Annotated in this window: 8 protein-coding genes; 5 read left to right on the top strand and 3 right to left on the bottom strand. The window is 69.6% G+C overall.

The window, feature by feature from the left end; all coding sequences use genetic code 11:
• The first annotated feature begins 30 nt into the window (after positions 1-30).
• On the top strand, positions 31-1,539 hold the full coding sequence (locus tag AC08OO_RS06820; RefSeq protein WP_476610309.1) for a CCA tRNA nucleotidyltransferase: 1,509 nt from the start codon (positions 31-33) through the stop codon (positions 1,537-1,539).
• Here AC08OO_RS06820 and AC08OO_RS06815 read toward each other — a convergent pair.
• From AC08OO_RS06815 to AC08OO_RS06805, 3 genes are all read right to left on the bottom strand, one after another.
• The gene (locus AC08OO_RS06815) at positions 1,520-2,908 is read right to left on the bottom strand and encodes an MFS transporter (protein ID WP_476610310.1); all 1,389 of its coding nucleotides are present in this window, start codon (positions 2,906-2,908) and stop codon (positions 1,520-1,522) included. The genes AC08OO_RS06820 and AC08OO_RS06815 overlap by 20 nt on opposite strands.
• A gap of 160 nt (positions 2,909-3,068) precedes the next feature.
• Positions 3,069-4,142: an inositol-3-phosphate synthase gene (locus tag AC08OO_RS06810; protein WP_476607667.1), complete on the bottom strand. Its 1,074-nt coding sequence runs from the start codon at positions 4,140-4,142 to the stop codon at positions 3,069-3,071.
• Between the two features lie 116 nt (positions 4,143-4,258).
• Complete coding sequence (locus tag AC08OO_RS06805) at positions 4,259-5,077, bottom strand: PadR family transcriptional regulator (protein WP_476607668.1); 819 nt, start codon at positions 5,075-5,077, stop codon at positions 4,259-4,261.
• A gap of 411 nt (positions 5,078-5,488) precedes the next feature.
• Between AC08OO_RS06805 and AC08OO_RS06800 the strand changes: the two genes are divergently transcribed.
• The 4 genes from AC08OO_RS06800 to AC08OO_RS06785 all read left to right on the top strand — a co-directional run bounded on the left by AC08OO_RS06800 (position 5,489) and on the right by AC08OO_RS06785 (position 12,489).
• Positions 5,489-5,896: a DUF5318 family protein gene (locus AC08OO_RS06800; RefSeq protein ID WP_476607669.1), complete on the top strand. Its 408-nt coding sequence runs from the start codon at positions 5,489-5,491 to the stop codon at positions 5,894-5,896.
• A gap of 341 nt (positions 5,897-6,237) precedes the next feature.
• Complete coding sequence (locus AC08OO_RS06795) at positions 6,238-9,402, top strand: transglycosylase domain-containing protein (protein WP_476610311.1); 3,165 nt, start codon at positions 6,238-6,240, stop codon at positions 9,400-9,402.
• Positions 9,403-9,449: 47 nt separating this feature from the next.
• Complete coding sequence (locus tag AC08OO_RS06790) at positions 9,450-11,339, top strand: glycosyltransferase family 87 protein (RefSeq protein WP_476610312.1); 1,890 nt, start codon at positions 9,450-9,452, stop codon at positions 11,337-11,339.
• Complete coding sequence (locus tag AC08OO_RS06785) at positions 11,332-12,489, top strand: hypothetical protein (RefSeq protein WP_476610313.1); 1,158 nt, start codon at positions 11,332-11,334, stop codon at positions 12,487-12,489. The genes AC08OO_RS06790 and AC08OO_RS06785 overlap by 8 nt, the downstream gene beginning before the upstream one ends.
• The last annotated feature ends 25 nt before the right edge of the window (positions 12,490-12,514 follow it).

Here is a 12,514-nt window from a genome sequence, read left to right as displayed (position 1 = left end):
GCGGTGAGGCCGTAACCTGAAGGTGTGTCAGTGATCAGTCTGGACAATCCGCGAGACTCGGCCGAACGGGTGGTGAGTGAGCTGCTGAGGGTGCCGCCGGCCGCCGATGAGCTTGGCCGCGTCTTCACCGCGAACGGCTACCTCCTTCACCTCGTCGGTGGTTCGGTACGGGACGCCCTGCTCGGCAGGCCGGCGTCCGCCGTGTCCGGGGCCGTACCGGCCGATCTCGACTTTGCCACGGACGCCCGCCCCGAGCGGGTTCTGGAGATCACCCGAGGATGGGCGGAGGCGACCTGGGAGGCCGGAATCGCCTTCGGCACGGTCGGGCTCGCTCGGCACGGTGTCCGGTTCGAGATCACTACCTACCGTAGCGAGGCGTACGACCGGAAGTCCCGCAATCCGGCCGTGACCTACGGCGACAGCCTGGAGGCGGACCTGTCCCGGCGGGACTTCACCGTGAATGCGATGGCGGTGTCCGTGCCCGGCCATGACTTCGTCGACCTGTTCGGCGGGATGGCAGATCTCGCCCGCGGCGTGCTGCGTACCCCCGCAAGCCCTGAGGCGTCGTTCGACGACGACCCGCTGCGCATCCTGCGGGCCGCCAGGTTCGAGGCGGTCCTGGGCCTCACCCCGGTACCCGAGCTGGTCGCGGCGATGCGCTCGCGGGCCGATCGGCTCGCGGTCGTCTCCCCCGAACGGATCCGCGACGAACTGCGCAAGCTTATGTCGGCTCCCGATCCGGTCACCGGTCTGGAGCGGTTGGTCGAGGTCGGGATCGCCGACATCGTGCTGCCCGAGGTGTCCGCCATGCGGATGGAGATCGACGAGCACCACCAGCACAAGGACGTCTACGCCCACACCATGACGGTGCTGCGTCAGGCGATGACCCTGGAGGAGCCGGGGGAGCCGGACGAGGTGCTGCGCTGGGCCGCGCTGCTGCATGACATCGGCAAGCCGCGGACCCGCCGGCACATGACGGGTGGGCGGGTGTCCTTCCACCACCATGAGGTCGTCGGCCGGGACATGACCCGCCGCCGGCTCGCGGCGCTGCACTTCCCCAAGGACGTGACTGACGCGGTCTGCCGGCTCGTCTACCTGCACCTGCGCTTCCACGGATACGGGGCGGGCGAGTGGACCGACGCCGCCGTACGCCGCTACGTGCACGACGCGGGTCCTCAACTCTCCCGGCTACACAAGCTGGTCCGCTCGGACTGTACGACCCGCAACCGGCGCAAGGCCGCGGCGTTGTCCCGGACGTACGACTCGCTCGAGGAGCGGATCGCCGAGCTCGCCGCGCGCGAGGAGATCGCCGCGATCCGGCCGGAGCTTTCCGGGGACGACATCATGGTGCTGCTGGGGCTGCCACCGTCCCGGTTGGTGGGCCAGGCCCGGTCGCACATGCTGGAGTTCCGCTTCGAGCACGGGATCGTCGGCCGGGAGGCCGCCGAGGCCGAACTGTTCCGGTGGGCCCGGGAGCACGAGGTCCCCGTCCCCGGTGATGCGCCCGTCTCCGGCGAGCTCACGCCTCGGCGGGGGTGACCGGCCTGGGCTGACTGTCCGGACCCGGCCGACCGTCCGGGCCCGGACGGTCAGCCGGTCGTGCCAATCCGGGCTCGCCGATGTGACGGATGATCCGGTCTTCCGGATGGCGGTGGGCGGCCCGGTAGTACAGGATCCCGGTGAGCGCGTAGCCTGCCCCGGCTACCAGGACCACCGGAACGGACCGGCCCTCGTCCGGCAGGACCATGGCGGCCACCGCCGCGGCCGCCACGAAGGCAACATTGAACAGCAGGTCGTAGAGCGAGAAGGCGCGACCGCGGTAGGCGTCGTCGGTCTCCTCCTGCACGATGGTGTCCACGCAGATCTTGCTGGCCTGTGCGGAAAACCCGAGCAACGCTCCCGCGACGATGAACAGCGTCGAGGAGAAGGGCAGCCCGAGCGCGACCTCGACGACCCCGCCGAGTACCAGGACGAGGGCGATCCAGCTCGACTTCGGCATGCGCCGCGTGACGCGGGGAGTCGCGAGCGCGGCGCTGATCGTGCCGGCTCCACTGGCTGCGACGACGGCGGCGAGTCCCGCGAGCCCGCCTTCCGAGCCGGTGAAGTAGTTGCGATACAGCAATACCGTCATCACGAGGATCAGGCCGTAGGCGGCTCGCGAGGTGGTGAGGGCGGCGAGCGCCCGCCGGGCCGGCCCGTGGTTCACCAGATAGCGGGCGCCGTCAAGCATGTCGGCGACGACCTGGGTGGTCTGCGCCCAGGCGCCCTGCCAGGCCATCGTCTCCAGCGGACCGAAGTCGCTCCGCCCCGCCCGCGCCGCGGTGGCGGCGGCTACAAGGTAGGCGAGAGCCGCCAGAGCGGCGACGAACGCCACCGCCCCGTCCTCGCCGCCGATCAGCCCGCGCAGCCCGCTGCCGACACCGGCTCCGGCGAGCGTCGCGACGGTGCCGGAGGTGACGGACAAGGCGTTCGCCGTGACAAGCCGGTCGAGGCCGACCACGACCGGGAGCCCGGCGGACAGCGCCGCCAGCACGAAGCGGTTCATGCTCACCGACGCCAGTGCCACCGCGTAGAAGTCGAGGCCCGTCTGGCCGGTGGCGATCAGAGCGACCAGGATGCCCATCAGCAGCATCCGGACGAGTGAGCAGACCACCAGAACCCGCTGGCGGGACACGCGATCGAGCACGATGCCGGCGAAGGGGCCGATGACGCTGAACGGCAGCACAACGATCGCGAGCGACGCGGCCAGGGCCGCCGCTGAGGTCGCCCGTTCGGGAGAGAACAGCACATAGCTGACGAGGCTCGCCTGGAAGACGCCGTCGGCGGCCTGGGAGGTGAGCCTGGACGCGTAGAGCATCCGGAACCCACGGTCATGCAGCAGCTCACGAAGGTTCTCCGCCCGGGCCACGTCGTCAGCCTAGGACCAGACTGGTCGGCTCGGGGCACAAGGTCCGGCCGCCCCCCTCCGGGCGGCCGGACCCTGTGTTTCCGACCGGGTCCGCTGGCCGGCCGATCCGATGAGGAGGACCCGACGAGAAAGATGAGGACGACGAGGAATCAGCCCTCGATCAGCCCTCGTCGCGGATGAACGCCTCTACCCTGTCCCGGGCCTCGTTGTCGCGGTACTGCTCCGGCGGGGACTTCATGAAATAGGAGGAGGCGGAGAGGACCGGGCCGCCGATGCCCCGGTCGAGTGCGATCTTGGCGCAGCGCACCGCGTCGATGACCACCCCGGCGCTGTTGGGGGAGTCCCATACCTCAAGCTTGTACTCGAGGTTCAGCGGCACGTCGCCGAAGGCACGTCCCTCGAGGCGGACATAGGCCCACTTGCGGTCGTCCAGCCAGGCGACGTAGTCCGACGGCCCGATGTGCACGTTGTCCCTGCCGAGGTCGTGGGAGACCTGGGAGGTCACGGCCTGCGTCTTGGAGATCTTCTTGGACTCCAGCCGCTCGCGTTCCAACATGTTCTTGAAGTCCATGTTGCCGCCGACGTTGAGCTGCATGGTCCGATCCAGGATCACGCCGCGGTCCTCGAAGAGCTTCGCCAGAACCCGGTGGGTGATGGTCGCGCCGACCTGTGACTTGATGTCGTCGCCGACGATCGGCACGCCGGCCGCGCGGAACTTCTCCGCCCACTCGGGCACCCCGGCAATGAACACCGGCAGGCAGTTGATGAAGGCGACGCCGGCGTCGATGGCGCACTGGGCGTAGAACTTCGCGGCGTCCTCGGAGCCGACCGGCAGGTAGCAGACGAGTACGTCGGCACGGGTCTCCCGCAGGGTTGCGACGACGTCAACCGGCGGTTCGTCCGACTCCTCGATGGTCTCCCGGTAGTAGCGGCCGAGGCCGTCGAGGGTGTGGCCGCGGCCGACGGTGACCCCGAGCGGCGGGACATCCGCGATCTTGATGGTGTTGTTCTCGCTGGCGGCGATGGCCTCGGAGAGGTCGCGGCCGACCTTCTTCGCGTCCACGTCGAACGCGGCGACGAATGTCAGGTCCGAGACATGGTACTCGCCCAGCCGCACGTGCATCAGCCCGGGGATCTGGGCCGACGGGTCGGCATCGCGGTAGTACTCGATCCCCTGGACCAGCGAGGCAGCGCAGTTGCCTACGCCGACAATGGCGACACGTACCGAGCCCATGACGGTCTGCTCCTTAGCTGAGATCTTCGTGGAAGTGGGTCATATGGGGCACGCAGCTCCGCCGCGGCATTCCCGATCATGCTGGTCGGGAACAGGGACCCGCTACGGGATGACGTTCATCGGGTGGTCGGGACCTCGCCGTCGGGGTCCTGGCCGGCTGTCCGCGGGGCCCGCCTGCTCCGGCCACGCCTGTTCACGTTCACGTTCAGGTGTGCGTCGCCGTCGGCAGGTGAGCCGCCATCCCGTGCGCGCGGGTCGTCCTGGCGGTCCGCCTGCGCCGGAGGGCTTCCCGGCCCGCTGGGGCGGGCTGGTTCGACGACGGGTACCCCCGGCTGCACGGATCCTGTGGACGGGGCTGTGGACAAACCTGTGGATCCTGTGGACAGCTGTGGTCTCTGGGTGCCGGCGGGGGTGCCGGCGCGTTCGGTCTCGATCAGCTCGTTCAGCCAGCGGACCTCACGTTCGACCGATTCCAGGCCGTGGCGCTGCAACTCGAGTGTGTAGGAGTCGAAACGCTCGACGGTCCGGGTCAGGGCCGATCGAACCTTCTCCCGGCGCTCCTCGAGCCGCCCGCGGCGACCTTCGAGGATGCGGAGGCGGACAGCGGCGTCCGTCTTCGAGAAGAAGGCGAAGCGCACGCCGAACATCTCGTCTTCCCAGGACGACGGTCCGCCCTCGCCCAGCAGGTCCGCGAGCTTCTCCTTGCCCTCGCCCGTCAAGGTGTAGACGACCCGACTGCGCCCGCCGAGACGGCTCGCGGCGCCGACGTCGTCCGCGGTGACGTAGCCGGCGGACGCGAGACGACGCAGACAGGGATAGAGCGAGCCGTAGCTGAACCGGTGGAACGCGCCGAGGAGCGCCGCGAGCCGTTTGCGCAGTTCATAGCCGTGCATAGGGCTCTCGGAGAGCAGGGCGAGGACCGCCAGCTCCAGCATGATCCACCCCTTTTCGACCGTGATGCCCCGTGATGCCCCGTGATGTCCCGTGATGCGCCGCCGACCGTTCCGCGGGCCGTGGTGGTCGACCACCACGGCCCGCGGAACGGTCGGCTCGACATATCGGAGCGATACATTGAGGATAGACGTCGCGGGACGAGCACCGCAACCAGGAATGACCAGTCGGCGACCGGGAGATGACAGATAGGCGCCCTGCCGGTGCATCCCGACCCCGGCCGGACCATCGGCCCCGCGCGGCCAGATCCCGGTGCGGGCGGGCTCGCACTGTCATCCGGATCACAGTCGGGATGTGGAGCTGGGAGACCGGTTTGGCGTCTGTGCGGACCGTCTGTGCGGACCGTCTGTGCGGACCGTCTGTCTGGAAGCCGGCTCCGGCGTACCGTTGCTGGCATGCGTCCGCGGTCGGTCATCGACTACGCGCTCGCCCGCCGGGCGACGCTGGCGGATCTCTTCGCGGGCAGGATCTCGTCGTTGGATGTCTGCGCCGCGCATCCTTATCTGCTGCGGGCGGCCAGGTACCACGGTGAGCGGACCACGAAGCGATGCCCGGTCTGCCGAGGCGGCGATCCGCTCATCCATGTCACCTACGCCTACGGCGACGAGCTCGGGGAGAGCTCCGGGCGGGTTCGCACCACCAGGGAGCTCCCCGCGCTCGCGTCGAGGTACAGCGAGCTGCGGATCTATGTGGTGGAGGTGTGTCCGCCCTGCGGCTGGAACCACCTGGTCACTTCTTATGTGATCGGGACGGGGGAGCCGAAGGCGAAGAAGCAGATCCGGCGGCGGACCGCGGACCGCTGACGGCTGGTCGTCCCCGAGAGGCGCAAAGGACGCCCTGCGCGAGGGGGCGGAATTCGGCGTGAGACCCTGGTCTGCCATGTGGGTCTCATGGCAGGTCCTGGCGTCGCATCCACCATGGGCTGACCTCGTCACAGCCTCGCCGGGTGAATGCGGCGAGTGAGCGAACATCACGTAGTCGGCCCCGGTCCGATGGTGGACCGGTGGTCGCCGGGATCGTGCACGGTCCGGGCCGAGACGGGCCGGTTCTGTAGATCCTGTGGAAATCGGACCTTCGGTGATGGTTGGGGGCGCCGGCCCGTCTCCTGCGGCGGTCCGGGTACCGGGGAGTCCCGCGGCGACGGATGGAGCGGTTGGTGAGCTCTCCCTACGATCAGGGCTCTAGTCGGGGTGGTCCTGCACCTGACCGAGCATGGCCTAACCCGGACGGCCAGTCCCGGGTAACCGCGGACCGGGTACCCCCGGACCGCGCCCGGCGGCCGGAGCAGGCCAGGCCAGGCCAGGCCCGGCCCGGCCAGGCCCAGGCAGGCCAGGCCCAGGGACGCCGGCTGGTGCCGCCGACGGGCCGGCCCACCGGCGGGAGAGGGGAACGCACCGCTCTCGTGCCGCCCGCGGCTCCCCCCGCCGCGGCGAGGACGAACACGCCGCCGGATGGTGGGACCGGTCGGGGTGCCGGTGCCGCCGTCGGGGGGTGGGTGCCGGACCATGGCATCGGGAAGTCCGACGCGCCCGGCCGTGAACCGTCCGGCGCTCGTCCCGGCATGCCCGTCGGCGAGGCGACCGGTCGTCGCCGAGGCGGCGGCGCGCCCTCCGGTCGGGCGGCCCCCACTCGGCGGGTTCCCGGCCGTGGGTTCTCCGATCGGACCGCCTCTGACCGCGGCGTCCCCGATCGTGGGCCGGACCAGCCGGCAGACCGGACAGCCGGCGAGGTCAACACCCTGTACGACACTGTCGACCAGGAGGCCCTACGACGGGTCGATGTCCGGGAACGCACCGTGGACGCCACCGTTTACCACAAGGTGATGCCGGAGCGGGACTCCCGGAATGGCCGTCGCAACGGTGTGTCGGACCGCGACCGCATGACCGAGGTGACGCCCGCTCAGCGGGTGGCCGGTCGGCGCGACCTCACCCGCGCCACCGAGCTGATGGCCGTCCGGAGCCGGGCACGGGAGGGAAGCGGATCGGCCGCTACCCGCCGGATGGCGGGTGGGCGACCGGGCGCGGATCGGATCGAGCCCCGCCGGATCGAGCCCCGCCGGACCGGTCCAGGGCGGGCCGGGCCAGGCCGATCCTCCCGGGCGGAGATGGGTGTCCCGGGCGGGGCGGGAGGACCCGGGCGCCGCAACGGGAAGGCCCCCCGGCCGGGCCAGGGGCGACACGGCCCGATGTGGTGGCGACGGCGCCCGCGCTGGCTGCGCCGTCTGGTCTTCGCCAGCTTCTTCTCCGGTCTTCTCCTGTTCGCCGCCGGCATCGGCGTCATCTACGCGGCGACCCGGGTCCCGCTGCCTGCCGAGGTGAAGACGGACCAGACGTCGATCATCTTCTACGGACCGCCGGCCGGCTCGCACCAGGACAACGGTGAGGAGCTTGCCCGGATCGGCACCGTGAACCGCACCGACGTGCCGCTCGCCGAAGTGTCCGTGGACATGCAGCACGCGGTGCTCGCGGCCGAGGACAAGAACTTTTATCACGAACCCGGTATCTCTCCCAAGGGCATTGCCCGGGCGCTCTACGTGAACGTCACCGGCGGGGAGCTGCAGGGTGGTTCGACCATCACCCAGCAGTACGCCAAGAACGCGTACCTGTCGCAGGAGCGGACCTTCACCCGCAAGATGCGCGAGATCGTGCTCGCGGTGAAGCTGGGCCAGAAGTACTCCAAGGGACAGATCCTGGAATTCTACCTGAATACGATCTACTTCGGCCGGGGCGCCTACGGTATCGAAGCGGCGGCGAAAGCCTACTTCAACACCTCGGCCGCCAAACTCACCCCCGCCCAGGGAGCGGTCATCGCGGGCCTGATCCGATCACCCAACTACCTCGACCCGGCCAAGAACCCGGGTCCGGCGGCGAACCGCTGGCACGACGTGGTCGCGACGATGGTCGCCGAGGGCTGGGCTCCGCCGGGGCTCGCCCAGCAGAGCCCCCCACCCGTGGCCGCGAAGGCGCAGGATGCCGCCGCCTCGTCCGACCAGATCGCGTACATCCGCGATCAGGTCAAACGTGAGCTTACGACCGTCGGGAAGATCACCGAGGATCAGATCAACCGCGGTGGACTGCGCATCACGACCACGATCGACAAGGGGCGGCAGTTCAAGGCCTTCCAGGCGGTGAGCGACGTGCTGGGCCCGGCGTACGCCGCCGTGCCGGATCTGCGTACCGGGCTCACCGCGATAGAACCCGGGACCGGCAGGATCCTCGCCTGGTACGGCGGGTCGCTCTACGGCAAGGACGCACAGGGCCACGAGCAGTACGTCGACAACGTGTCAGGGGCGCAGGTGCAGTCCGCCTCCACCTTCAAGACGATCACTCTGGTCGCCGCGTTGCGTCAGAACATCAACCTCAAGTCGACCTTCGCCGCTCCCGCCAAGATCACACTGCCGGGGAATTACGTGGTCAGCAACGACGAGGGTGAGGCGGGCGATCTCGGATACAAGAACCTCATCGAGGCGACGGCGGGCTCCATCAACACGGTGTACGTACCGCTGGGGCAGAACATCGGCGTCTCGAACATCATCAAGACCGCGCGCGACCTTGGTATCCCGGCCAGCACCCAGCTTCGCAACGAAGCGGGTATCACGCTGGGCCAGGACGACGTGCACGCGGTGGATATGACCACGGTCTACGCGACCCTCGCCGGCGCCGGAGTGCGGGCCACACCGCACATCGTCGACAAGGTGGTCGACGGCAACGGGCAGGTGATCTATTCGGGTACCCCCGATGTGAAGCAGGTCATCCCGGCCACGGTGGCCCGCGACGCCACTTACGCCCTGCAGAGTGTGTTGACGGATTCGAGTGGCACCGGAAAGCGGGCCCGGCTGGACGGCGGGCGGGAGGCCGCCGGCAAGACCGGGACGTCGACCAACTTCCGGTCGGCCTGGTTCTGCGGGTACACCAGGGAACTCGCGTCCTGCGTGAACATGTTCCGGGGCAATGGCACCGAGCAGGATGTGCTGAAGGGCATTCCCGGCGCCGAGAAGGGCGTCTACGGGGGTACCTACCCGGCCAAGGTGTGGAAGGCGTTCATGGACGCCGCGCTGACGGGGGTGCCGCCGTCGAAGTTCGACCCGCCGGCCTTCGGTGGCCTCGTGCAGGATAACGAGCCCGAGCCGACTCCCACACCCACCCCGGCGCCGAGCGCCTCATCGAGCCAGCCCGGCGATACCGGCGTCAACCTGGGCGATCTCCTGAACCCCAGTGGCAACGGCAACGGCGGTGGTCAGCAGGAGGGTGCCGGCCAGGCGGGCCGGCCGGCTCGACAGACGGGGATCTTCTCCGACCCGTTCAACTGACCGGGAGGTCGAGTTCAGTGCTGGTCATGGGCTGTCATGGGGCGAGAATGACGGGCATGGCCATGTCCCCGGCGTCCCCCGTCCGCGTCAGCCCGGCCCGGGAGGACCCGGTCGTCGCGGGGGCAAGCCAGCTCATCGGTGGGCCGCCGGGTGAGCACGCGGCCGTGCCCGACCGGCGTGGTTGGCTGACCCCGCTGCGGGTGCTGATGGCAATGGTCATCGTGGCCGGGGTCCTCGGCTACACCCAGAAGATCAGTTGCCGGGACACCCGGAACTGGACGCATGAGCACCAGTACACGGCGTTGTGCTACTCCGACATCGTCGCGTTGTACAGCCAGGAGGGGCTGGTCGACGGGAAGATCCCCTATCTGGACTACCCGACGGAGTATCCGCCGTTGATCGGCGCCACCATGCAGCTCGTCGCCTGGCCGGCCGGTCTCGCGAACGGACCGCGGGCGGTCTACCGGGAGGAGAACGGCGAGCGCGTCTTCGACCATTACACGATGGACATGCGGTCGGCCGTCTTCTACGACCTCACCGCCCTGCTGTTCCTGATCGTGGCCTCGGTCGCGGTGTGCTGCACCGCGCTGACGGCCGGGTCGAGGCGGATCTGGGACGCCGCTCTGTTCGCGCTGGCGCCGACCCTCGTGCTGCATCTGCTGACGAACTGGGACATCATCGCGGTGGCGTTCGCGGCGGGCGGCCTGCTTGCCTGGTCCAGGCGGGCTCCGAAGCTCGCCGGGATGCTGATCGGACTCGGCATCCTCACGAAGCTCTATCCGGCCCTGTTCCTGCTAGGGTTGACTTTTCTCTGCCTCCGGGCCGGGAGGCTGCGCGAACTGGCCCGGACCGTCTGCGCTGCGGCGGTGACGGTGCTGGTGGTCGTCGTCCCGCTATGGCTGACCGCCGGCTACTTCAACGCGGAGAACGCCCGCGTCGGCGACAGCATCTGGTCGACCTTCTGGCGAGGTGGTGACTGGATCCGCCTGGTCGGTGGTGGTTCGGACGGGGCCCGCAACGCCATCGCCCGGTTCTTCGACCTGAACTCCGACCGCGGCGCCGACTGGGACTCGCTGGCGTTCGGCGCGACCTGGCTTGCCGGCCGCTACGACCCGGCCTGGTTCGGAGCACTGCACCTGGTGGTCTCCGCGCTCACTGCCGTCGTCCTCGTCGCGGTGGCCGCGGCCGCGATCCATCATCGGCCCGATGCGTGCCGGCTGGTCATCGCGGTGGCCGCGGCCGGCTGGGTGACGATCGTCGTCGCCCTCCCGATGATCCTGCAGGGCTTGCGGAACAACGGCCTGCCCATCTCCACGTTGAACATCATCACTGGGGCGGCCCTGCTGGTCTCGGTGGTCGCCATCGGGTTACTCACCTGGTTCGCACCGCGCCGGCCCCGTCTGCCGCAGGTGCTGTTCCTGCTCGTCGTCGCCTTCCTGCTGACCAACAAGGTCTTCTCACCCCAGTACACGATCTGGCTGCTACCGCTGGCGGCACTGGCTCGGCCCCGATGGAGGCTGTTCCTGCTGTGGCAGGTCTGTGAGGCGTGGGTGCTGTTCACCCGATTCATGCACTTCATCTACAACGACACGCAGGGTCGTCACGGCATCGACCGGGGATGGTTCGTCGGCGCGGTGGCCCTGCGCGACCTGGTGCTGCTCGTCCTGGCCGGATTCGTCGTCCGGGAGATCCTGCATCCGCATACCGACATCGTGCGGACCGGCGGAATGGCGTACCCGGGTGATCCGAGTGTCGCGGTCGGCTCCGCTGCCGTCGGCGATCCGGACGCCGTTGACGACCCTGCGGGCGGGGTGCTGGACCATGCCCCCGATGTACGCGGCGGCCGGCCGGCGTGGGTTACGGCGGCGGCCACCGGCGAGCCGGCCGGAGGCCCGGCCGCCGGCAGCGCCGACGGGGCCGGGTCCGGCGGTGCATGATCCGATCGGGCCGGGGATGGTCCGAGCGGCCTGGGCCCGGCTGCCGGAGCCGGTCCGGGCCACGCTGCCGATCTGGTTCGGGAGCCGGGTCGCGGTCGCCCTGCTGGCGCTCGCCGCCGCGCGGGTCCTTACCTCGGCGCCGGCGCGAAACGCTCCCGGCCTGCGCACGCTCTGGGACCGGTGGGATGTCGGCCTGTTCACGAAGGTCGCCCGGTACGGTTATCTCTCCCCCGCCTACTCGGACCGGACAGAAGTCGACTTTCCCGGCCTCCCGATCGCGATGCGGATCGTCCATATCGTCGTTCCGGACTGGATCGTCGCGGGTCTGGTCGTGTCGTTCCTCGCCGGTGCGGTCGCGGTCGCCGCGCTGTGGCGGTTGGCCGCGGACGAGGTCGGCAAGCCCGCAGCGCGGTTCGCCGTCCTCAGCCTCATCTGCTTCCCCTACGCGGTGTTCCTGTTCGCCGCCTATTCGGAGGGCATCTTCCTGGGGTTCGCGACGGCGTCCTGGCTGGCGGCACGTCGCCGCCGCTGGTGGTTGGCCGGCCTGCTGGGCGCCGGGGCGGCATCCGCCAGGATCAGCGGTATTCCCTTCGGGGTCGCGTTGGCTGTGCAGTACGTCGCGAGCCGACGCTCCGCCGGCCTCCCGGTGTTCGCCCGGCCGGCGTTGTCGCTGGGGCTTCCACCCGTCCCCGTCCTCGCCTACCTGGGCTATCTCAGGATTCGCACCGGGGGCTGGGGCTCCTACACGGACGCGATGCGGGACGGCTGGCACCGAGGCCTCGACTGGCCCTGGTCGGGCTGGACCGCCACCTGGGCATCGGCCACGGATGGCAACGGTGCGTCGACCTTCGTCTGGTTCTGGCGCGGGGAACTGCTCGCGGTGGTCGTCGGGGTGCTGCTGACCATCATCCTGCTGGCCGGGAGACGGTGGGGTGAGGCGACCTTCCTCGGCGTGATGACCGCGATAATGGCCTGCACGAATTATTATGCATCGGGAATCCGTGGAATTTTAGTGGCCTTTCCGTTGTATCTGATGCTCGCGCGAGCCGCCGCGCGGCGGAGCTGGGTACAGTCGGTATATCTATGTACCGGTACGCCGATCATGGCAGCCCTGGTCGTCGCCTTCACGCAGGGACAGTGGGTGGACTAGCCTTTCCCCGCATGGCGCCTTCGGC

The sequence above is a fragment of the Frankia sp. CeCAU1 genome (assembly GCF_977971845.1).
Note: the sequence above shows the minus strand (reverse complement) of the source record. Positions and strands in the feature narration are given on the sequence as shown.